Genomic DNA, 22,755 nt, shown 5'->3' with positions numbered 1-22,755 from the left:
TGGTTTATTTGGGTACTCTTGAGTGACGACCTTCAGAATTCAGACCAAAGCCGCGCCGCCGATGCACATTATCTAAAACATCCGATGACTAAACTTGCATCACCCTGCGTAACTGGCGCGCAGAACCATGAACAAATTTTGATCCTCAGCAGCCTAGCCTCAACCTCAACTCGTCATCGCGGACAGCAACGAACTAAATCTTCAGTCCATCACCACAAGATCATCATTCAATTCTTCGAAATCACCAATCCCCTAGAAGGGGTAGTGGTCGCATTATTGTCACCAGGGGCAGCGCCTCGGACAAGGTTGCGCGGCGATCCAATCCCCCGCATGGCGGGCCCGCCTCAAACTTCCGTGGTGGCGCCGACGCCGACGCGCTACGATCGGGCTCGAGGGATCTAGTCGGATCGGAACAAGCAGAGCGACAAATGACCAATGTCGGGAATTCGGCGGCAAGCCGCGACAAGGCGTTCTACCTGCACCCCTACACCAACCTGAAGACCCATGAGACGGTCGGACCGCTGGTGATCGAACGGGGCTCGGGCGTCCATGTCTTCGATGACTCGGGCAAGTCCTATATCGAGGGCATGGCCGGCCTGTGGTGCACGTCCCTGGGCTTCGGCGAGGAACGATTGGTCGAGGCGGCGGCGCGCCAGATGCGGAAGCTGCCGTTCTACCATTCGTTCGGGCACAAGGCGCATGACCCCGGCATCGACCTGGCCGAGGCGCTGATCGGAATGGCGCCGGTGCCGATGTCCAAGGTCTTCTTCACCAGTTCCGGGTCGGAGGCCAACGACACCGTCGTCAAGCTGGTCTGGTATCACAACAACGCCCTTGGACGCCCGAACAAGAAGAAGATCATCGCCCGCCAAAAGGGCTATCACGGCGTCACCGTGGCGTCTGCCAGCCTGACCGGCCTGCCGCATCTCCACCGCGATTTCGACCTGCCGATCGCTGGCATCCTCCACACCGACTGCCCGCACTTCTACCGTTACGGCGAGGACGGCGAGACGGAGGAGGATTTCGCGATCCGGATGGCCAATCAGCTCGAACAGCTGATCCTGGCCGAGGGACCCGACACCATCGCCGCCTTCATCGCCGAACCGGTGATGGGCGCTGGCGGCGTCATCGTGCCGCCCGCCAGCTATTTCGACCACATCCAGCCGGTGCTGAAGCGCTACGACATCCTGTTCATCGCCGACGAGGTGATCTGCGGGTTCGGCCGCACCGGGTCTATGTTCGGGTCGCAGACCTTCAACCTCAAGCCGGACATCATCACGGTCGCCAAGGCGCTGTCGTCGGCCTACCTTCCGATCGCGGCGGTGATGATCTCGGAGCCGATCTACCAGACCATGGTCAGCCAGTCCGAGAAGATCGGCACCTTCGGGCATGGCTACACCTATTCGGGCCATCCCGTCTCGGCGGCCGTGGCGCTGGAGACACTGAAAATCTACCAGGAGCGCGACATCGTCGGCCATGTCCGCTCGGTGGCTCCCACCCTACAACAAGGTCTCCGCCGGTTCGCCGACCATCCCTTGGTCGGCGAGGTCCGAGGCGTCGGCCTGATCGCGGGCGTCGAGATCGTCGCGGACAAGGTGACCAAGGCGCCGTTCGATCCCAAGCTGGCGATCGGCGGCCATGTCGCGAGGTTCGCGCAGGACCATGGCCTGATCGTCCGGGCCATGGGCGACACCATCGGCTTCTGCCCGCCCCTGGTGATCACCGCGGCTGAACTGGACGATCTGGTCGACCGTTTCGGCAAGGCTCTGGACGCCACGCTGGCGATGGTCACCGAGAAAGGTCTGGCCGCCGTCGCGTGACGGCGGTTGGATTTGACCAGGATCAATGCCAGATGGACTGGATGGTCTAGTTTCGCCGCGTGTGGGCGGTTGGGGTGCGGACGCGTCGCCGCGACACGGTGACGCGCCCCGCCGCGAGACCAGCGGTTTACATGTTCCTCAGAGTGTCGAATTCTGACACGTTGTCCAAAAAAGAGAACTCACGGATCACCCGCCATGGATTATGAAGCCTTCTTTCGGAACCAGATCGACAGTCTGAAGCGCGAAGGCCGATACCGCGTCTTCGCCGATCTGGAACGCCGGGCGGGCAATTTCCCCAAGGCGAAGCGTCACGACAGCGACAGTGGCACCGTCCAGGAAGTGACGGTCTGGTGCAGCAACGACTATCTCGGCATGGGCCAGCACCCCGCCGTGCTGCGCGCGATGCACGAGGCGCTGGAAACCTGCGGCGCCGGGGCCGGCGGCACCCGCAACATCTCCGGCACCAACCACTACCACGTGTTGCTGGAACGGGAGCTGGCCGACCTCCACGGCAAGGAGTCGGCGCTCCTGTTCACCTCGGGCTACATCTCGAACCAGGCGACGCTGAGCACGCTGGGCAAGCTGCTGCCCAACTGCGTGATCCTGTCCGACGCCTTCAACCACAACTCGATGATCGAGGGCATCCGCCAGTCGGGCGCCGAGAAATACGTGTTCCGCCACAATGACCCGGAACACCTGGACCAGTTGCTGAGCCGCCTGCCCGCCGACCGGCCGAAGCTGGTGGCGTTCGAGTCCGTCTATTCGATGGATGGCGACATCGCCCCACTGGCCGAGTTGTGCGACGTCGCCGAGAAGCATGGCGCCATGACTTACCTGGATGAGGTCCACGCCGTCGGCATGTACGGCCCACGCGGCGCCGGCGTCGCGGAGCGGGATGGCGTGATGGACAGGATGACCATCATCGAGGGCACGCTGGGCAAGGCGTTCGGCGTCATGGGCGGCTACATCACCGGCTCCTCGGCGCTGGTGGACGTGGTCCGCAGCTACGCCGCCGGCTTCATCTTCACCACCTCGCTCACCCCGTCGGTCGCGGCGGGTGCGCTCGCCAGCGTCCGCCACCTCAAGCGCAGCCAGGACGAGCGGATCGCCCACCAGGAGCGCGCCGCCACCTTGAAGCGCCGCCTGGGCGACGCCGGATTGCCGGTGATGCCGTCGGTCAGCCACATCGTCCCGGTCGCGGTCGGCGATCCCCACCTGTGCAAGCAGGCCAGTGACGACTTGCTGGAGCGGCACAACATCTATGTCCAGCCGATCAACTACCCGACGGTGCCGCGCGGCACCGAGCGGCTCCGCATCACCCCCTGCCCGCTCCACACCGACGCCGACATGGACCATCTGGTCGATGCTCTGCTCGACGTCTGGAGCCGGCTGGAATTGAAGAAGGCGGCCTGACCGGGCCGCCTTCGTTTCAAGAAATGATCTTGAGGAATCAGTTGCCCTGGCGGGCCTGATCCTCGGAGCGGGGGTGAACCTCCGCCTCGGTCGCGTTGACCTTGACCTCCTTGGCCCGTTTGTCGACACCGGCGACCTTGCTCCAGGGAACCTCGTAGATGGTGTCTCCGATGGCGCCCAGCAGTCCGCCGGTGCTGATCAAAAGCGACTCGACCTGGCCCGTCTCGAGGTTCAGCACGGTACCCGCGACGTTACCGAAATCCTCCTTGTCGGAGAGGCTGACCGACATTTCGGCCAGATCTTCGGTATAGACCTGATTGGTCGCCAGCGCCCCACCGCCCCGGGTATTGTTCGGCGACTGGGCCTCGGTCGTGTTGAGGGCGGCTGGCTTTTCGGTATCGGACTTGGCTTGGGCGTTCGACCCGGCTCCAGGAGTCACGGCTCCGGAACCCGGCGGCGGCGAGACGTTGGTCGCCGCCGTGTCGCCCGGTTGTCCGGTGGCGGGTTGCCGGGCGCCTTGCGGCTGGACGGTCGGATCGGCCGGTTTAGCCTGTTGGGTCCCCTCCGGCGTACCCATCTGCCGGCTCGCCGGCAGGCTCTCCGGCGTCTGGACATCTTCCATCCGATCGGTCGACTGCCGTCCGCCCATTTCGGGCGCCACTTGGGCGTGACCCGTCGCACTGACCGTGGTCAGAAGAGCGGTGGCGGCCAGGAGTGTTTTAAGGGCCACGATGGTCTCCGTGCGCTGTGAATTTCCAGCGCTCCTCAACAGGACGTGGCGTCTGGCGTTCCCACGATGACGATGGTCATATCCCATTCGCGCCCGCCTAAATGCGAATGCGTCGCAAAGTCATCTATGGACATTTGAGGAGTGCGGCATTATGTTCTATCTCAAGCCGATGGAACGTTCCGAGGGAGTGGCACCATGTACCGTGACAATTCACTGATGCCTAAAGAGGCCGTCCGCCTCGCCGTTCTCGGGACGCTGGCCCAGGCGGGCTCGCTCCGTTACGCCGATTTGGCGGGCGCCATTCGGCATTTCACCAGCCGCATCGTCGGTCCGTCGCTCGACCTGATGGGCACGTCGCTGGAATTGCTGCGCTACGATGGCTCGATCGAGGCGGTCGACGGCACCGGCATGGAAGATAACGCCGTATTGCGGGTGACCGAAGCCGGCCGCCGCGAGTTCACGACTTTGATGCGCGCGCATGTCCGGGCTCCCTCGTCGGATGATCTCAACAAGCTGATCATCACCCTCAAGCTACGCTTCCTGCATCTTCTGGAGAAAGCCGACCAGCAAGAGCAGATCGATCTCCTGGCTGGACTGTACGAAACGGAACTGGCGCGTCTGCAGGATCTGCGACGCCATCACCAAGGCGATCCGGGCCACCTGTCGGAATGGCTCGACCATGATATCGCTCAGGTCGAAGCCCGGCTCCGCTGGTTCCAGGACCTGTACGACCGAACCTGAGATCGGGAACGGATTGGGGGAGCGGCAAATCGACGGTAGGCCTAGACCAAGACGAGTAGTGCTAATTTTGGCGCAAATGGGGTAAGGTGTACTCCTTTCCCACCGCTGTGGCCGTGCCCCGATGTCAGTTCTCCCCGATGCCGACGACCTAGCCGATCAACTGCGTGTCGAGTTCAAGGACGACGCGCAAGACCGCCTCGATATCTTCTACCAAACGATCGACAAGCGCCAGTCGGGCTCCCTCACCGACGAGGAAACCCTGATGATCCTGCGCCGGGAAGCCAGCAAGCTTCGCGGCATCGGCAGTTCATGCGGTTTCCCCTTGGTCAGCCTGATCGCCCACCGGCTGGAGACCTATCTCGGCGGCAACCTGGCACGGCTGAACGACCATCAGATCGAGGATCTGACCAAGTTCGCCGACCGGCTGGCCGTGGCGGTCGACCGGGAGGAGCGCCCCGACGTCGCGACGACCAACCAGATCATCCGGTCCCTTCCCGTCCGCTACGAGTTCGACATCACCGACATCGAGGTGCATGACGTCGAGATCATGCTGGTGACTCCGTCGAAGGTGGTCAGCAAGCTGGTCAGCACGGAGATGGCGGCCTGTGGCTTCCGTACCGTCGTGCTCCGCGACCCGATCGAGTCGATAGCGTTGGCCGTCCGCATGCCTCCCGACATGATCATCGCATCCGCCGTGATGGACGGTTTGGGTGGGCTCGACCTGCTGCGCGGTCTAAGTGCCATGACGCCGACGCAGAATGTTCCGATGGCGCTGCTCACCAGCCTGGAAACCGGCATCAAGGACGTGCCGGAAGGTATCGCGGTGATCCGTGTCGGCGCCCATTTCGGTGACGACTTCGCCGGTGCCATCACCCGCTTCAACCTGGGCTGACGGTTACCTCCGCCCTCACCGCCACCGCCCGCAGCATTTCTTGAACTTGGCGCCACTGCCACAAGGACAGGGATCGTTGCGGCCGACATAGCGGTAGGGATTGGATGCCACCCGCTGGCCGGCAAGGCCGGCGGGGCTCGCGAGAAACCCGGGAATGTCCCAACCCGCCAGCGCCGGCTCGCGGTGACGCAACGCCTGCGTGATGGTGGCGATCTCGGCATCCTCGTCGCGGATCATCCATCCATCGAGTTCCATGACGACATCGCCGAAGGGACGGAACTCGTCGCCGACGCCCGCCATGGGCTCGCCCGCCACGGCGTCGGCCAGCATCCGCGCGAAGTCCTCGCGCGCCAGCAGCAGCGGATCGATCTGGCCCGCGCGGAAACCTCTCTCGACCAATCCGCGCAGTTCCACCATGCCAAGCTGGGCGATCAACTCCGCCCAGCCCGACACCACGATGCCATGCGGATCGTTGGCCAGCGCGCCATGCAGCCCACCCAGATACGCCATCATGCCACGCCGCTCGAGCCGGCCGGCGACGGTCAGCATCCCCATGGTGTCGAGCATCCGCCGCCGGGTGTGACAATCGGCCACCGGACTCTCGATCAGCGCCATCAAGGGATCGGGAGCGCCATCGAATAGGTTGAACATGACGCGGTGGATCGTGACCGGCACCGCGTCGCCCAGCAGGGCGTCGACCTTGTCGGCCTCCCGCCCGAGCAGATCGGCGACCGGGCGATAGGCCGCCGTCGCCCTCCACGACCCGAGCAGATGCACCGCCAGGAACACGAGGCCCTCGTCGCCCGCGAGGGCCTGGAGCGGCGCCTCCGCCGATCGCGTCACGATCCCGGTGAGGATCGGGATCATGGCCTCGCGCTGTTGGTCGGCCTGACGGACGGCATCCGCGGGAACCGTCGTCGCCCCCCTGAACGCGGCGATGATCTGCTCGCAATCCATGACTTCCCCCCTCGCGGCGGCCGCGGTTTAGCGGCAAGTCCGTCGAGGTGGAGCCCCTCTCGCGGGGCCCACCGTCAACGCGCCAGGAAATCCCGATACATCATGTGATAGGTGGCCTCAAGCCCCTGGGTGAAGTGCCAGCCGTCGCACAGGGGCGACGAGGCCATCTGGCGGCGGAGTCCGGCCCGCAGGGTCGCCAACGCCATCCAATCGCATGCCAGTCCCGCCGCGATCCGCACATAATCGCCGGCATCCGCAGCCGCCCATTCCGGATGTCCAAGGACCGTGACATGGCTCAACGAATGGCGGGCGCAGAATCGGCGGCCCGGCAGCGTCACGACCGGAACGCCCATCCACAGCGCCTCCAGCGTGGTCAGGCCCCCCGAATAGGGAAAGGGATCGAGCGCCACGTCCACCGCGGCATACCCCGCCAGCATCGCGTCGTGACCGCCGCCCGGCCACGTCTCCAGCCGTTCCGCGCCAATGCCGGCCCGCGCGAATCGGTCCATGACGTCGGCACGGGTTTCGCCGCAGGTCAATTCTCGGGTGTTGAGCAGCAGGCGGCTCCCCGGCACGGCATCAAGCACCTGGGCCCACAAGGCGATGGTTCCCTCGCCGATCTTCGCGAGCCGGTTGAAGCAGCCAAAGGTCACCGCCCCACGTCCCAAGGCTGGAAGCGGCGACACGTCCGGCGCGTCGGCGGGCGGTCCGTAACAGACATAGCCATTGGGCAGCCTGGCGATCCGCTCGGCATACAGCGTCTCCGACCCATCCGGGCACTGCCGAGGGTCACCGATCAGCCAATCCATCGCCGGCAAGCCGGTCGTCCCGATCAAGCCGCCCCAGGTCGCCTGGACGGGCGCCGGCCTACGGGCGAACACCCCCAGTCTATTGTGCGCGGTGTGACCCGATAGATCGACCAGCAGATCGATGCCATCGGCGCGGATCCGGTCCGCCAGATCCGCGTCGTCCATCGCCGCGGTTTCTATCCAGGCGTCGGCGTGGCGGCGCAGGTGGTCCGTCACGTCATCCTCGACCACCCGGCCCGAGTAGCAGTGGATCTCGACCGCCGCGCGATCATGGTTGGGCAGGACGGGAGAGAGGAACCAGCCGACGGGGTGCCTGCCAAAATCGGCCGAGACATAGCCGATCCGCAAACACCTGTCCGGATCGGCTTTCCGTTCCGGCTTCCAAGCGGGTGGCATGGCGACACTGGCCACCAGCCGGCGCCCCCAAGACCGAAGCTCCGCCGTCAGCTCCAGGTCATCTACCGTCGGGGAGAGGTGAAGCGCGTACAACCGGTTGCCGGCGGCGCCCGCCTGCCCCGGATCAAGTGCCAGAGCCTCGCCATAGGCGATCGCGGCGGCATCGGGGTCACCCCGGTCGATCAGCGTGTTGCCAAGCTGCGTCCAACCCCTGGGGTCCGCCGGATCAATCCCGGTCGCCCGGCCGGCCGACCGCTCCGCGGCGGCGATCCGGCCCAGCGCCGCCAGAACCATCGACTGGGTGACATGGACGGCTACCGAATCCGGAAGCAACGCCACCGCGCGTTCGATGGGATCCAAGGCTCTCCCCGCCTGACCGAGCCGGACCAGGGCCGCGGACAGGTTGGCCAGCGCGTCGCCGTGCTCTTGGTCGATTTCAACCGCTTCCCGCAGGACATCCTCGGCTTCCACGAGGTGTCCCGCCTCCATCAGCGCGCATCCGAAGTCGTTCAGCACACCCGCGTCATGGGGAGCCAGCAGCGCGGCCTCGGCGTGGTGCGAAAGGGCGCCGGCGCGATCTCCCCGCTTGCCGAGGAGAAGCGCCAGGGCGCGCCGTTCGTCCACGCCGTCCGGCCGCAACGTGACCGCGCGTTCCAGCAGGGCGACGGCCTCTCCGCCGGCGCCCCGCTGCTGGCACAGCAGGCCCAGCAGCCTCAACAAGTCCACGTGATCGGGGAAGGCCGCGAGCAGCGCCCGGTAGGCCGCTTCCGCCTCTTCCAGGTCGCCAGCACGGTGGAGTTCAAGCGCGGTGCCCAGGCTTAGGCGGGAACCGGCGCCGGGCATCCCACCCGATCTGTCCACGGCGGTGCCGTCCGCTCAGCCGAACAGGGCGTCGATCGCGGACTGGTTCAGCGGATGGGGCACCGCCTCCTCCGGTTCGGGCTCGGCCGCCGCGGCCGCGGCGGGCGGCGGGGCCGGCTTCGGCGCGACTTCCGCGCTCCCGGCCAGGACGGCGGGAATCGTGGCGAAGCCCGACATCAGGTCGTCCACCTCGTTCTGCCGGATGCCATCCAGCGACGGGCCATGAAGCAGGTGGGAGTCCGGCCGGCTATCGACGGGAGCCTTCGGCAGTTCCTCCGGCTTGATGTTGTCGACACCCCAGATGGCGATCATCGAACCGATGCGCTGTTCGATATAGCGCAGCACGTTGATCACCTTGGTGGTGCGCTGACCGGTCAGATCCTGGAACGAGCAGGCGGTGAAGATCTCCATCACCTCCCCTTCGATCCTGGAATAGAGATCCGCGCTGTCGCCGCCGCTCCGCAGCGTCCCGATCATCTCCAGGATGCGCTCCGACGACGTCAGGATCTCGGACGAGGCCCGCTCCGTCGAGACGATGATGGCGTCCAGTTCGTTCGTCGCCGTGGAGAAACGGTCGTTGCCATCCTCCGACGGGCTCAAGGCCGCGATTTCGCGTCGGGCGTGCGAGATGGTGGCGCTCATGTCCTGCAGCTCGTGGCGCAGCACCTGGACGCGGTTGACCAGGTTGTTGGCGTCCGCCTGCTGGCGCCAGAGGTCGCGCAGGTCCGCGACCAGCGATCTCACCTCGTCGGCGACGCCGGTTTGGGCCCGCCTGGTGTGCTCGCGCAGAAACAGACGCCCACGCGGCGTCCGTGAAATGAATTCCTCGATCTGCTGGAAATCGGATTCCGGCAGATGCCCGCCCTCACTCATGCCCATCCTCCAGCCCGCCGATCACGCCCATTCCTGATCGCACGGGTAAGTTCATATAGCCATCACCCGAAGAGGTAATCAATATTCTCCGAGTCACTTCCAGTGGAATTCTTTCGGCCTTTCTTGTGAAGGGGGATTTTCCGCATAGGCATCGTCCACGCGGCCAATCAAGCCATCACCCAATCTTCCGGTCCTATTTTAATCACAGTTTCAGCGTTTTTTAACTGACCATCGCTAGGTTGTACCGCTGCCTGCGCCATGCGGAGTTCGACGAGTGCTGGAACTTGATCTGAGACTGGAGCGCCAGAATGCGGCGCTGGGCGCGTTGGCTCGTCATGATTGTTTCGTTCGGGCCGACTTGGCCGTCTGCCTCCGCCAGATCAACCGCGTCGCGATCCAGACGCTGGAGGTCGCGCGATCAAGCATCTGGTTCCTGAACGACGATGGCTCGTCGCTGATCTGCGCCGACCACCATGATATGTCGAGCAAGGACGGTGGCACGGGTGTCGTGCTGGAGCGGGCGGATTTTCCGCTCTATTTCCAGGCGATCCTCCAGGATCGCGTGATCGCCGCCGCCGACGCGCAAGCCGACCCCCGCACGGCGGAGTTCACCGAGGCCTATCTGATCCCGCTCGGCATCGCGTCGATGCTCGACGCGCCCATCCTGTTCGGTGGGCGCACGGTTGGCGTGCTCTGTGTCGAGCATGTCGGCTTGCCGCGCGGCTGGCCGCGGGACGAACAGGTCTTCACGGCCTCCCTCGGCGACTTCGTGGCACTGGCGCTGGTCGCCGAGGAGCGCAACCGGACCGAATCGGCGCTTCGCCGGGCCGAGGAGCGCTACCGCGGCATTTTCGAGAACGCGATCGAGGGGCTGTTCCAGATGAGCCCCGAGGGCCGCTTCATCGACGTCAATCCCGCCATGGCGCATATGCTGGGCTTCGCCGACGCCGCCGGCTTCCTGGCGGCCCGCGGGTCGAGCGGCACGCCGCTGTTCGTCGACCCGGGCCGCCGCGCGGAGTTGATGCGGCTGGCCGATGTCCAGGATCGCGTGGTCGGGTTCGAAGCCGAGGTGTATCGCCGGGACGGGCCGATCATCTGGGGGGGCTTCAGCATTCGCGCGGTGCGTGGCGCGGACGGGGAAATCCTGCGGCTCGAAGGATCGGTGGAGGACGTGACCGCCAGGCGGCGCGCCGAGGATCAGTTGGCCCACGTGGCGCTCCACGACGGTTTGACCAACCTGCCAAACCGCGCGCTGTTCATGGATAGGCTGGCCCAGAGCCTGGCGCGTGCCCGCTTGACCGGCATCGGATCGACGGTGGTCGTGCTGATCGACATCGACAAGTTCAGCCTGATCAACGACAGCCTGGGCCACGCGGCCGGCGACCGGCTGCTGATCGATCTGGCGGGCCGGCTGGCGGCCCGGCTGCGTCCCGGCGACACGCTGGCCCGTTTGGCGGGTGATGAGTTCGCGGTTCTGGTCGAGGGCCTGATCGATGTGGACAGCGCCCAGGCCTTTGCCGAAACCCTGAGATCCTGCGTCGCGGCCCCCTTCACGCTCGCGGCCGACCAGGATTTCTTCGCGTCGGCCAGCGCGGGCGTCGTCTTCGCCATGGGTGGCGAACAAGGGCCCGAGGACCTGCTGCGCCACGCTGGCACGGCGCTCCACCAAGCGAAGGCGCAGGGCCGCTCGCGATGCCTCGCCTTCACCGACGAGATGCGGACGGAACCCCTGCTGACCCTGAAGCTGCAGAGCGACATGCGGCGGGCGATCGAGCGTGACGATTTCGTGCTGTTCTATCAACCCGTCCTGTCGCTCCACGATCGGCGGCTGGTCGGGTTCGAGGCGCTGATCCGCTGGAACCACATCCAGCGCGGCTTGATCCCCCCGGCCACCTTCATCCCGATCGCGGAGGAGAACGGCCTGATGAGCGACCTCGGCGACTGGGTGACCAACACCGCCTGCCACCAGATGCGGATCTGGCAGGAGCGCGTCGGGGCCGCGACGCCGCTGTCGCTCAGCGTCAACATAGCGCCGACCCAATTGATCCATCCCGATGTCTTCACGCTACTGGACCGGGCCTTGGCGGCGAGCGGCGTCGATGTCCGCCGGATGAAGCTGGAGGTGACGGAGACCGCCCTCGCCGGAGACGCCGAACTGCTACCCCAGAGGCTGCGGGCCTTGCGGGAGCGCGGCTTCCAGATCCTGATCGATGATTTCGGCACCGGCTATTCGTCGCTCAGCCGGCTTCACCGCCTGCCGATCGACGGCTTGAAGATCGATCAATGCTTCGTCAAGCCGATGCTTTACGACCCCGACAGCGCGGCCATCGTGCGGACGATCATAGCGCTTGGCAAGGCGCTGAACCTCGACCTGTTCGCCGAAGGGGTCGAAGACGAAGGGTCGGCCGCCGAACTGGGCCGCATGAAGTGCGAGTTCGCGCAAGGCTACCATTTCGCCCGGCCACTACCGATCGCCGCCGCCGACGCCTTGGTCGACGCGCTGGTGGAAAGCGTCGCGGCCGAAGCCGCCGCGCGGACGCTCAGCCCAACTTGATCGCCGTGCCGTTGATGCTGACCATAAGCATGCCGTTCTCCTTTCCCAGCACCTCGTAGTCCAGGTCGACACCGACGACGGCATCGGCGCCCAGCCGCTTGGCGGCATCTCGCATGTCGTCCATGGCATGCTCGCGGGCATCCTTCAGGGCGTTCTGGTAGCCGCCGGACCGGCCGCCGACGATGTCCCTAATCCCCGCGAAAAAGTCGCGGAACACGTTGACGCCGATGATCGCCTCGCCGGTGACGACGCCCAGGTACTCGATCACGCGCCGCCCTTCGACATGGTCGGTTGTCGTGATGATCATCGTGGTTCCCCCTGCCCTTGCTTTTACGATCCTCGGATGGATGCATCCTGACATGGCCACCAACACCGAGGGGTCAAGCCCGACCCTTGGAGTGCTCCGATAGTGCCGGGACATTTTGACGCTGCGGCAGTGGTTCGCCTATTCGGTCCAGCCAGGCCTGTTACAAATACACAAATCCCTAGAAAAGTTGTGGTTTGCCGCTGCATCTCGGCTGGGGAGGTCGAGGATCGCGATGCCGCGCCGGGACGCCGCGCCGGCACTACGGCCAAAGCGACGGCCGCCGCCTCGCCGACGATGTGCGTAACGGAGGAGACCACACTGATGACCCCAAAGCAGCACGCGCCGCGACCCGGTGACAGGCTTCTGACGACGGCGACCCGCTTGTTCAGCCGCCACGGCATCAACGCCACGGGGATCGACAAGATCCTGGCGGAGGCCGGTGTCGCCAAGATGACCCTGTACAATCAATTTGGCTCCAAGGAGGGCTTGGTCTTCGCCGTGCTGGAGCGCGAGGGCGAGGCGTGGCGCCAATGGTTCCAGACGGCGGTTGATGGGCTTCCGGGTTCCCCCCGCGACAAACTGGTCGGGATCTTCGGCGTGCTGGAGCAGTGGTTCAAGCGGGATGGGTTTTACGGCTGCGCCTTCATCAACGCCGTGGCCGAGCACAACAAGGAAGATCCGCGCATCCGCTCGTTGGCGATGGCGCATAAGAAGAAGATCTTGTTGGTCATCCGGGATCTTGCCGACCAAGCCGGCGTGATCGATCCCGAGGCCGTGACCGAGTCGATCGGAATGCTGCTCGACGGAGCCATCATCGCCGCCGTGATCACCGGCACCTCCGATCATGCCCGGCGCGGCGCCGACGCGGTTCGGATGCTGCTAGCCTCCCAAACCATCAATGGTCAGACCCTCACCAGCCAGACAGGCACCAGCCAGGCGGGCACCGGCCAGACCGTCGCCAGCCAGCCGGTCGCCAGCCACGCCCACGCGGCCTGATCCGCGATCCATCGAGCCGATAAAGCGGGAGCGGTCCCCGACCAAGGGCCGCTCCCATCGTCATCAAGGCTCGTCGGACACCAGTCCGCGAACCTCGGCGAGATCGGCGCCGTCGAATTTGGCGCTGTCCAGAGTGGCGCCACTCATCACCGCTTGATGGAGATCGGCATCGCCGAAATCCGCGCCCGTCAGGTCGGCGTGGGTCAACTCCGCCCCAACCAGACGGGCGCGCCTCAGCGAGGCGCCGCGTAGCGAGGCGTGCCACAGCCGGGCGCGTTCCAGATTGGCCGACAGCAGCCGGTTGCCCGCCCGCGGGTTCAAGCGGACGGCGTCGAGCACCGCGTTGGACAGATCGGCGTCGGCGAGAAAGGTCCGGCGCAACGTCGCCGCGCGAAGATCGCAATTACGCAAAACGGCGCTCCGCAAGTCCGACAGGGTCAAATCGACCACGCTCAGCACCGCGTCCGCCAGATTGGCGCGCTCCATCACGCAATTCGTGATCACGGCCCCACCCAGGTCGACCGCTGGCAGTTCAAGTCCTGACAGGTCGAGCCCGGTCAGTTCCAGCCGCTTGCCCTGCTGCCCCTCGGTCTGGATCCACAAACCGTGCGCCCGCACCAGATCGGTGATCGAGAAGGCGGGGACCGCACGCGGCAGGTTCCTGGCTCCCTCCGACACCGACAGCAGCTGGGCGTCGATCACCGCTCCCAGCAGGTCGGCGCCAGTCAAGCGGGAGTTCCTCCAGCTCGCGCCGGCCAGCATGGCGCCATGGAGGGTGGCGCCCGACAGGTTCACCTCGTTCAGCTCGGCTCCCTCGAGCACGACGCCGGTCAGGTTGGCGTTGCGGAAATCCACATGGGCGAGCTTGGCCCCAACCAGGATCGCGTCCGTCATATCCGCCTGCATGGCGAGCGTGCCGGTGATCCGGGCGCGTGTCAGGTCGGCTCCCCGGAAGGTGGCGCCGACCAACTCGGCCGGGTTCGTCTCGAACGCGATGCGGTTCTCCTGGTCCAGCTTGGCGAGCGCGCCCTCGCGGATATTGGCGAGTTCCAGCACGGCACCGGTCAGGTCGGCGCCGCGTAGGCAGCAGCCGCGCAGGTCGGCGCGGCTGAGATTGGCCTTCTGCAACTGGGCGAGGCGGAGGTCGGCGCCATTGAGGACCGCGCCGGCCAGATCGAGGCCCCGTCCGTCGACGCCCTTCATCTGGGCGCCCGTCAGGTCGGCACCCGACAGGTCCGCACCGGCGAGACTGAGGCCGGACAGGTCGTGAAACGCCAGATTGGCCTGAGCACCATGGGTCGTGCCACGCCGGAACCGCGCGTGCCGGGTGATCACGGCGCCGAGCTGCGCCTGATCCAGCCGCGTCCAGGCGTCGGGCGTCCTACCGTTCATCAAGAATGTCCCAGGGTTGAAGCTGCCGCTGGCTGCCCAGGACGCGTTCGATCGGCAGACGCACAGTGACCGTGGTTCCGACGCCGACGGCGCTGTCGATATCCAGCGTGGCGCCATGCAGGCTGAGGAAGGATCCGACGATGGCCAAACCAAGGCCGGTGCCATCCTCGCCCGACATCCGGACATTGCTGGCCCGCCCGAACGCCTCGAGCACACGCGGGATCTCTCCCTCGGGGATGCCGATGCCGGTATCCTTGACGATGACGCGGACATCGCCGGACGCGTCCAGCACCGTTCCAACCTCGACCATTCCTCCACGTTGCGTGAATTTGACGGCGTTGCTCAGAAGATTGACGACGACTTGCTTCAAGGCGCGCTGGTCGCCCATGATCGTCGGGACCGGCTCCGGCCTGACGGCGATCGTCACCCCCTTGGTGGCGGCGTGATCGCGCAGCAGGCGGACCGAACCGTCGATGATCCGGCCGAGGTCGATCTGCTCCTCCTCCAGCACGTATCTGCCCGCCTCGACCTTCGACAGATCCAGGATGTCGTTGATCAGCGACAGCAGATGGCGGCCGCACTGGTCGATGTCCTCGGCGTATTCCTGGTATTTGGGCGATCCGAGCGGCCCGAAATACTGGCCCTTCATGATCTCCGAGAAACCGATGACGGCGTTCAGCGGGGTGCGCAGCTCATGGCTCATCCGGGCCAGGAACTCCGACTTGGCCTTGCTCGACTGTTCGGCGTGCAGCAACGCCAGATCGGCCTCATGGCGAACCTGTTCCAGTTCGACCGAGAGGCGGACGAAATCGTCGAACCGCTGGTCGAGCCTCCCCCGGGCGGCCCTGAGTTCGTCCTCCATGGAACGACCGGCGGAGATGTCGGCGACCACGCCGGCATAATGCCGCGCGCCGTCGAGGGTGAAATCGGTCAGGGCGATCCGCATGGGGAACACGGAACCGTCCTTTCGGCGCGCCATCGACTCGACGCTCGTGGCGTCCGATCCGGGCGGCACCCGAAGGTGTCCGATCGCCGCTTCACCACGCTTCCCTTCAGCCAGCAGGATGCCGATGTCCTGGCCCCGGATCTCGGTCGCCGGCCAACCGAACATGCGTTCGGCCATCGGGTTGAACTCCTCCACCCGCCCTTCGCCGGATGTCGTCAGGATACCGACCAGAGACACCTCCAGGATCGCGCGAAGCTCGATCTCGCGCCGGGCCAGCGCCTTCTCCGTCCGGCGCGTGATGGTGACGTCGGTATGGGTGGCGACGTAGCCTCCGTCAGGCAGTTCCTGGCGGCAGACCTCGATGATCCGTCCGCCGTCGCCGTCCATGTCGAACCGCGTCGGCGTCCCATCCCCCGACCGCTCCTCGAGCCTCGCCATCTCGTTGGCCACTTGGCTGTCCAGGCTCGCCGGACTGGCCCCCGAACTGGACCCATCCACCGTCGCTTGCCCAAACCGCCAGCGCGACAGACGCTCCATGGGGGTTCCGGATTCGCCAGGACTTCGGCGAAAACCATGGAGCGCCAGAAACCTGTCATTGAGCAACCGGACCCGGCGCTCGCCATCCACCACCAGAATGCCCTGTCCGGTGCTGGAGAGCACGGTTTCCAGGAAGGCCGTCTTCTCGGCCAAGGCTTCACGCGCCTCGACTTCCGCCGTGATCTCCGTCACGGTCCCGACGAAGCGGCGGGGGCCGCCCCCCGGCTCGAAGGCGGCGGCGCCGCGCGCGGCGACCCAGATCCAGCGTCCCGACTTGTGCCGCAGCCGGTAATTGACCTCGTACAAAGAGGTGGCGCCGGTCAGGTGGGCGGCGGTCGCGGCGTCGACCCTGGCGCGGTCGTCAGGATGGATGCGCTCGCGTCCGGCGGCATCGCTCGGCGCCAGCTCATTCTCATCGTATCCCAGCATCCTGTTGTAGGCCGGCGACAGCCAATGCTCGCCGGTCAGGAAATCGGTGTCCCAGATGCCGCAGCCGGCGGCGTGGGCCGCCAGCCGGAAACGCTCCTCGCTGTCGCGCAACGCCTTGACGGTGCGCCGCCGCTCGCTGACGTCGATCATCAGGAACAAGGTGTAAGTGTGCCCGTCCAGTCCGACGAAGGGTTCGCGGGTCACCTCGACGCAGCGGCTGCGGCCGAATCGGGTGGCCAATTGGCGTTCCCGCGGCCGTGTCCGCGAGCGGGACGGATCCGATCCGTCGTTCGTCCCGGCTGGATAGCGTCCCAGCGGAAACTGATCGACGCCATCGGGCCCCAACAGGCTCTCGATCGTCCTTCCCAGCAATTCCGACATGTCGAAGCCGGACAGCCGGCACAAGGTGTGGTTGGCCTTGATGCAGACCCCATCCTCCCGGCTGACCGCCACCGCCATCGGCACGGCATGCATCAGGGTATCCAGCAGTTCGAAGCGGCCGAACAGCGCGCCATCCCACAGGACCGGATTGACCTGATCGCCGCCGCGGGCGCCGGGAACGCCAGCCTGGCTGGCGCCACCGGCGTCCTGATGACGGTGCGTGCGGACCGTCGCCAAAGCCGCGTTCCGCTCCCGGGGAAATGTGACGGTGACGGCGCTGCCCTCGGCCAGCGCCGTGTCGATCCGCAACTCGCCATCATGCAGGTCGACCAGACGCTTGACGATCGCCAGTCCCAGGCCGGTTCCCTCGCGCCTGCGGGTCAGCGACGCCTCCAGCTGACTGAACGGCTCCATCGCCTTCGGGATATCCTCCAGGTTCATGCCGATCCCGGTGTCGGACACGCACAGGACAACCCGGCCGTCGGCCTCCGCCTGGATCTCGAGCCTCACCTCGCCACCCGGCGGGGTGAATTTGACGGCGTTGGACAGCAGGTTGACCATGATCTGGCGCACCCGCGTCTCGTCCGCGCGGATCAGCGGCGCCGGCTGGGGCAGGTCACAGTGCAAGGCCACGTCGCTCGCCGCCGCCGCCGCGGCCACCACCGCGATCTGGCTGCGCGCCACCTGCGCCAGATCAAGCGTCGCCTCCCGCAGGGCGAGTTGGCCGGCGTCGATGCGCGACAGGTCGAGGATGTCGCTGATCAGCGCCAGCAGGTGGCGGCCGCTGCCGACGATGTCCTGGACGTAGTCGCCGTAACGCTCGTTACCGAGCGGCCCGAAAAGCTCGTCACGCAGGATCTCGGCGAAACCGATGATCGCGTTGAGCGGCGTTCGCAGTTCATGGCTCATCATCGCGAGGAATTCGGACTTCGCCCGACTGGCCTGCTCGGCCTGCTCCTTCGCCACCCGCAACAGGTTGCCGCTCTCCACCAGCGGGGTTACGTCGGTGTGGACGCCGATCATGCGGATCGGCTTGCCGGCCGCGTCGCGCACGCTGCCGCCCCGCGACAGGATGTGCCGGATGGTGCCGTCCCGATGGGTGAAGCGGACGGTTTGCTCGTATGGCTTGCCATCTTCCCAGTGGCGCCGCAACTGGTGGAGCGCGCGCTCCTTGTCCTCCGGAATGGCGAGGTTCTGGAGGGCCTCTATGTCGTTCGGCAGTTCGTCGTCGGCGTGGCCCAAGATCTCCTTTAGCCGAGGGGACAGCCAGATCGATCCCGACCTCAGGTCCCAGTCCCACAGGCCATCGCGGGTTCCCTCGATCGCCAGTTGGAAGAAATCGCGGCTGTCCTGGAGTTCCCTTTCCAGCCGCTTGTGCTGTGTGATGTCGAAACCAACCGACTGGTATTCGATCAAGCCGCCTTGGGTGTCGTAGAACGCGCGGTCGCTCCACAGCACCCAGCGGGCGGCGCCATCGGGCAGCGTCACCACACGCTCATGCCGGCCGGTCGGCTGGTCCGGGGTCAGCTTGGCCAGGCAGGCGGTGAGCGCGTCGGCCTCGCTCCGGGACAGCAGGTCCAGGATCCGGCATCCCAGCAAATCGTCGGGGTTGGCGTCGAACCGGCGGGCATAGGCGCCATTGACGAATGTCAATGTGGTGTCCGGCGCGTAGCGGGCGATCAAGCCGGTCTGTTCCTCCAGGATCGCGTGGATGCGGGGATCGGATTGGACCCGCGCCGCGACGGTGACGAATATCCTGGTCACAGCTCCATCAACCACCACGGGAGCCAGCACGAGATGCCAGCGCTCCGGCTTGGACAATGCTCCCGCTCCGCCGTTCATGGGAACGTCCACGTCCAGCTCGACTTGCCGCGTGGTGGCCCGGCACTCGTCGGCGGCCGCCCCGATCAATCCGCCGACCAGGGCCGGGGCGACACCGCCCAATGCCGTCTCCAAGCGCCCGTTACAAGCCAGCACGGCCGGCTCGCCTCGGGCATCAAGCACCAGCGCCGGTGCTCCCACCAGATCCAGGAAAGCGCGCAGGTCATGGCTGGTGCAGTGGGCGAGCATTTATCAGGGGCTTCGCGTCTTACGGGAACCGCACTTTCCCCCAGTCGCGGCGGTTAAGCCACTAGAAAGTGGTATGTGACCTTCAGGATACCGCGCCGCCGCGGCACTCATCGCGCCGCCAGTTCCTTGATCGGGACCAGCTCCTTGACCGGCGGAAGCCGGGCCGGCGCCCAGGACTCGGGCTGATCGCGCAGCAGCAGGCTGAACGCGACCGTCGGGATCGGCTGGGAGAACAGATAGCCCTGCAACAGGTCGCACCCGACCTCGCCCAGGAAATCGCGCTGCTCGACCGTTTCGACGCCTTCGGCGACGACGGTCAGCCCAAGTCCGTGCGCCATGCCGACCACGGCCCGGACCAGCGCCGAATTCTTCCGGTTGTGCGGTACGCCGTCGACGAACATCCTGTCGATCTTGAGTTTCGTGATCGGCAGTTGCTGGACATAGCTGAGCGAGGAATAGCCGGTGCCGAAATCATCTATCGCCGTTTCGACGCTGATCGAGGACAGCGCGGAGATCGCCTGCACGGTGGCCTTCAGATCCCGCACTGCGGCCTGCTCGGTGATCTCTATCCCGATCAGACCGGCCAGGTAGGGTTTCTCCCGCATCAATTCGGCCAAGCGCGTGGTCAGGCGCCCGCGCAGGAACTGCTGACCCGAGACGTTCATGAAGACGCGGCCGCAGCACAGCCCTTCATCGTGCCAGAGCGCCACCTGATCGGCGACCGCCTCGAGCACCCAATCCGTGATCGAGACGATCAGGCCGCTGTCCTCGGCGATCGGGATGAACTCGGTCGGCGAGACCGCCCCCAATTGGGTATGGGTCCAGCGCAGCAGCGCCTCCGCCCCGGCCACCTTGCCGGTCCTCGCCTCGATGATCGGCTGGTAGACCACCTTGAACTCGTTGCGCTGGACGGCGTGGGCGAGGTGCATGGTCAGCAGGGTCCGCCTGCTGGCGGCCTGGGCCATCTCGGGAGTGTAGAAGCAGACGATGTTGCCGCCCTGGTGCTGGGCCGTCTGCAGGGCCAACTCGGCCTTGGTCAGCAACTCCTCGACCCGCTTGATGCTGGGATCGTGGATCGCGGCGCCGATGCTCATGCGGACCATGACCGTCTGGCGATCCACCTGGATGGGGCTGAGCAGGCGATCGTGGATGTGGTCGGCGGACTCCTCCGCGACCTCGTGGTCCTTGAACATGGCCAGCGCCGCGAACTCGTCGGCGCCGACGCGGCACAGGATCGAGTCCTTCGGCATGATCTCACGGAACCGGAGGACGATCGCCTTCAGCACTCCGTCGCCGACGTGGTATCCCAAGCCCTCGTTGATCTCACGGAACTGGTCGAGGTCGAAGCTGAAGACGACATGCGCCCGCTCGTCGCCGGGCAGCCGGATCGCCATCAGGCGGTCGCACTCCTCCAGGAAGGCGCGGCGCGACAGCAAGCCGGTCAGCGGATCGTGGTTCGTCAGGAAGCGGGCGCGCTCCTCCGCCGCGTGCCGGTCCGAGACATCCCGGGCGATGCCGATGAAGGTGACCTCATCGTTGAACCGCATCTCGCCGACGCTGAGATGGACCGGGAAGACCGAACCATCCTTGCGCTTGGCGAGGACCTCGCGACCGGTGCCGATGATCTTGGCGCGGCCCGACGCCATGTAGCTGTCGAGGTATCCGGCGTGCCGATGTTCGTGCGGGGCCGGCATCAGGATGGCGACCGGCATCCCGACCAGTTCGATCTCGTCGAAGCCGAACATCCGGCAACAGGCGTGGTTGACCGATTGGATCACACCGCGGGCGTCGATCGTCAGGATGCCGTCGACCGCCGCGTCGAGCAGCGAGGTCGCGAACTTTTCCCGGCGCAGCAGGACATCGAGGTGCCGTTGCCGCTCGGACTCGTCCTCGAGGAAGGCGATGAAGCCGATCACGGCGCCCCCGCGATCGCGATGGGGGATCAGGCTCACGCGCAGGGCGACGCGCTCACCATCCTCGATGCTGGCCCCGGGATTGAGAGCGTGGTCGAACGCGTGGTCGAACATGACCGGTTCACCCGCCAGCACCCGGCGCGCCAAATCGGCGAGACGGGACCGGACATCGTCCCCCGTCCCGTCCCGGCCGGCGGGCCGCATGTTTTCCACGGGTCCCGCGAGATCGGCGAAACGCGACACCTGGACATCGGCGTCGGCCCCCAGGGCGCGGAATGTCGAGGCGAACCGCCCATTGACGAAGCGGCAAGTCTGATCGCTGTCGAAATAACCGACACCGACCGGAGCTTCGCCCAGAATACTGGATGCCAGCGTGGCGAGGAAATCCGTTTCCATCGCGTTGACGAAGGTTCCGAAGCGATCCACTGGTTGACCTTCGGCCATCACTCCACTCCGCAGGCGGTTTTGAGGAAGGGAAATTGCCGACCGCGCCGCACGCGATGATTTTACGACATTGATCTCACAATATTTAAGCATTTATTACTAATGGAATAACGTCGCGTCGGTAATCCCGCTCGACTGGATCGGCCCTGTTGTCACCTCATCCCAAAGTACAACCGCTGGCGCGTACCCTTCAGGCCGGAATGCCGCTATCCTGCGGCCCGCGCCCTTAACCGGCGGTCAAAAGCCGGTGCCAGAGATCGGGAGGAACCCGCCCATGCGACACCTCGTCACCAGCCTGTTCGTGGCGGTGTCCCTGCTGTTTGGCGCCCAGGCCCAGGCGGCCGGTCCGCCAGGCGACACCTCCACCACCCGTCCCGCGGTGCGGGTAGGCGTCCTGAAGTTCGGCACGGTCAGTTGGGAACTGGACACCATCAAGTCACACGGGCTCGACGCCGGCGAGGGGATCGATCTCCGGATCGTGGATCTGGCCAGCAACCAAGCGACCCAGGTCGCCCTGCAAGGTGGCGCCGTCGACATGATCGTGACCGACTGGCTGTGGGTTTCGCGCCAGCGCGCCGCGGGCGCCGATTTCACGCTGGCGCCCTATTCCACGGCGGCCGGATCGATCATGGTTCCGGCGAATTCCCCGATCAACTCCATCGCCGACCTCAAGGGCCGCAGGATCGGCGTCGCCGGCGGACCACTGGACAAGAGTTGGCTGCTGCTGCGGGCGCTGAGCATCCAGAAGAATGGTTTCGATCCGGACAAGGACAGCGAGAAGGTCTTCGCGGCGCCGCCCCTTCTCAACGAACAGGTTGCCAACGGTGGTGTCGACGCCGCGCTGAATTACTGGAACTTCGCCGCCCGCCTTAAGGCCGCCGGGCTGCGTCAGGTCGTCACGGTCGATGAGATCGAGAAGGAGCTTGGGATCGAGACCAGCGTTCCGATCATCGGCTATGTCTTCCACGACGCCTGGGCCGACGCGAATGGCCTGGCCTTGAACGCCTTCCTGCGCGCGTCCCAAAAGGCCAAGGCGATCATGCGCGACAGCGACGACGAGTGGCGGCGGCTGGCTCCCCTGACCAAGGCGGAGGACGACGCCACCTTGCTGGCCCTGCGCGACGGCTATCGGGCCGGCATCCCGACGTCGTGGGGCGACGCCGAGCGGCGGGACGCGGAGCGGGTCTACGAGATCCTGGCGAAGCTCGGCGGACGGGAACTGGTCGGTGACTCGCCCCAGCTGTCGCCTGGAACGTTCTGGGCCGGGATAAGATTCTGACATCTTGTCCCCACC

15 protein-coding genes are annotated in these 22,755 nt (G+C 65.9%); 7 read left to right on the top strand and 8 right to left on the bottom strand.

The window, feature by feature from the left end; genetic code table 11:
• Positions 1-428: 428 nt before the first annotated feature.
• Both N825_RS17305 and hemA read left to right on the top strand, forming a co-directional pair.
• Complete coding sequence (locus N825_RS17305) at positions 429-1,820, top strand: aspartate aminotransferase family protein (RefSeq protein WP_037454523.1); 1,392 nt, start codon at positions 429-431, stop codon at positions 1,818-1,820.
• A 195-nt stretch (positions 1,821-2,015) separates the two neighbouring features.
• Entirely contained in the window at positions 2,016-3,233 is a 1,218-nt protein-coding gene (gene hemA / locus N825_RS17300) for a 5-aminolevulinate synthase (RefSeq protein WP_037454520.1), read from the top strand.
• Between the two features lie 37 nt (positions 3,234-3,270).
• Here hemA and N825_RS17295 read toward each other — a convergent pair whose 3' ends face one another.
• Positions 3,271-3,963 carry a PRC-barrel domain-containing protein gene (locus tag N825_RS17295; RefSeq protein ID WP_198038371.1) on the bottom strand — a complete coding sequence of 231 codons (693 nt, stop codon included), beginning with the start codon at positions 3,961-3,963 and terminating at the stop codon, positions 3,271-3,273.
• Positions 3,964-4,158: 195 nt separating this feature from the next.
• Between N825_RS17295 and N825_RS17290 the strand changes: the two genes are divergently transcribed.
• On the top strand, positions 4,159-4,704 hold the full coding sequence (locus N825_RS17290) for a transcriptional regulator (RefSeq protein ID WP_037454515.1): 546 nt from the start codon (positions 4,159-4,161) through the stop codon (positions 4,702-4,704).
• Between the two features lie 121 nt (positions 4,705-4,825).
• Positions 4,826-5,596, top strand: a complete 771-nt coding sequence (locus N825_RS17285; RefSeq protein ID WP_037454512.1) for an Hpt domain-containing protein — start codon at positions 4,826-4,828, stop codon at positions 5,594-5,596.
• A gap of 15 nt (positions 5,597-5,611) precedes the next feature.
• On the opposite strand, the gene N825_RS40375 is transcribed toward N825_RS17285, so the two are convergent.
• The 3 genes from N825_RS40375 to N825_RS17270 all read right to left on the bottom strand — a co-directional run bounded on the left by N825_RS40375 (position 5,612) and on the right by N825_RS17270 (position 9,492).
• Positions 5,612-6,553 carry a DUF1186 domain-containing protein gene (locus tag N825_RS40375; protein ID WP_037454509.1) on the bottom strand — a complete coding sequence of 314 codons (942 nt, stop codon included), beginning with the start codon at positions 6,551-6,553 and terminating at the stop codon, positions 5,612-5,614.
• A gap of 74 nt (positions 6,554-6,627) precedes the next feature.
• A complete protein-coding gene (locus N825_RS17275; RefSeq protein WP_157619327.1) occupies positions 6,628-8,619 on the bottom strand; it encodes a tetratricopeptide repeat protein in 1,992 nt (663 codons plus the stop codon).
• A 15-nt stretch (positions 8,620-8,634) separates the two neighbouring features.
• Entirely contained in the window at positions 8,635-9,492 is an 858-nt protein-coding gene (locus N825_RS17270) for a protein phosphatase CheZ (protein WP_157619325.1), read from the bottom strand.
• A 274-nt stretch (positions 9,493-9,766) separates the two neighbouring features.
• Between N825_RS17270 and N825_RS17265 the strand changes: the two genes are divergently transcribed.
• Positions 9,767-12,046: a putative bifunctional diguanylate cyclase/phosphodiesterase gene (locus tag N825_RS17265; protein WP_051512501.1), complete on the top strand. Its 2,280-nt coding sequence runs from the start codon at positions 9,767-9,769 to the stop codon at positions 12,044-12,046.
• Here the strand turns inward: N825_RS17265 and N825_RS17260 are convergent.
• A complete protein-coding gene (locus N825_RS17260; protein ID WP_037454507.1) occupies positions 12,033-12,353 on the bottom strand; it encodes a heavy metal-binding domain-containing protein in 321 nt (106 codons plus the stop codon). The two genes, N825_RS17265 and N825_RS17260, sit on opposite strands and share 14 nt — an antisense overlap.
• Positions 12,354-12,674: 321 nt before the next feature.
• Between N825_RS17260 and N825_RS17255 the strand changes: the two genes are divergently transcribed.
• A complete protein-coding gene (locus N825_RS17255; RefSeq protein WP_084164836.1) occupies positions 12,675-13,349 on the top strand; it encodes a TetR/AcrR family transcriptional regulator in 675 nt (224 codons plus the stop codon).
• Between the two features lie 63 nt (positions 13,350-13,412).
• Here the strand turns inward: N825_RS17255 and N825_RS38960 are convergent, their stop codons facing one another.
• The 3 genes from N825_RS38960 to N825_RS17235 all read right to left on the bottom strand — a co-directional run bounded on the left by N825_RS38960 (position 13,413) and on the right by N825_RS17235 (position 21,461).
• A complete protein-coding gene (locus tag N825_RS38960; protein WP_037454505.1) occupies positions 13,413-14,741 on the bottom strand; it encodes a pentapeptide repeat-containing protein in 1,329 nt (442 codons plus the stop codon).
• The gene (locus tag N825_RS36610) at positions 14,731-19,104 is read right to left on the bottom strand and encodes a PAS domain S-box protein (RefSeq protein ID WP_051512500.1); all 4,374 of its coding nucleotides are present in this window, start codon (positions 19,102-19,104) and stop codon (positions 14,731-14,733) included. Before N825_RS36610 ends, N825_RS38960 begins: the two co-directional genes overlap by 11 nt.
• A gap of 107 nt (positions 19,105-19,211) precedes the next feature.
• Entirely contained in the window at positions 19,212-21,461 is a 2,250-nt protein-coding gene (locus tag N825_RS17235; protein ID WP_245613147.1) for a putative bifunctional diguanylate cyclase/phosphodiesterase, read from the bottom strand.
• 274 nt (positions 21,462-21,735) lie between these two features.
• Here N825_RS17235 and N825_RS17230 point away from each other — a divergent pair, with 274 nt between their 5' ends.
• Positions 21,736-22,740 carry an ABC transporter substrate-binding protein gene (locus N825_RS17230; protein ID WP_037454503.1) on the top strand — a complete coding sequence of 335 codons (1,005 nt, stop codon included), beginning with the start codon at positions 21,736-21,738 and terminating at the stop codon, positions 22,738-22,740.
• Positions 22,741-22,755 lie beyond the last annotated feature (15 nt).

The sequence above is a fragment of the Skermanella stibiiresistens SB22 genome, from assembly GCF_000576635.1.
GTDB lineage: Bacteria > Pseudomonadota > Alphaproteobacteria > Azospirillales > Azospirillaceae > Skermanella > Skermanella stibiiresistens.
Note: the sequence above shows the minus strand (reverse complement) of the source record. Positions and strands in the feature narration are given on the sequence as shown.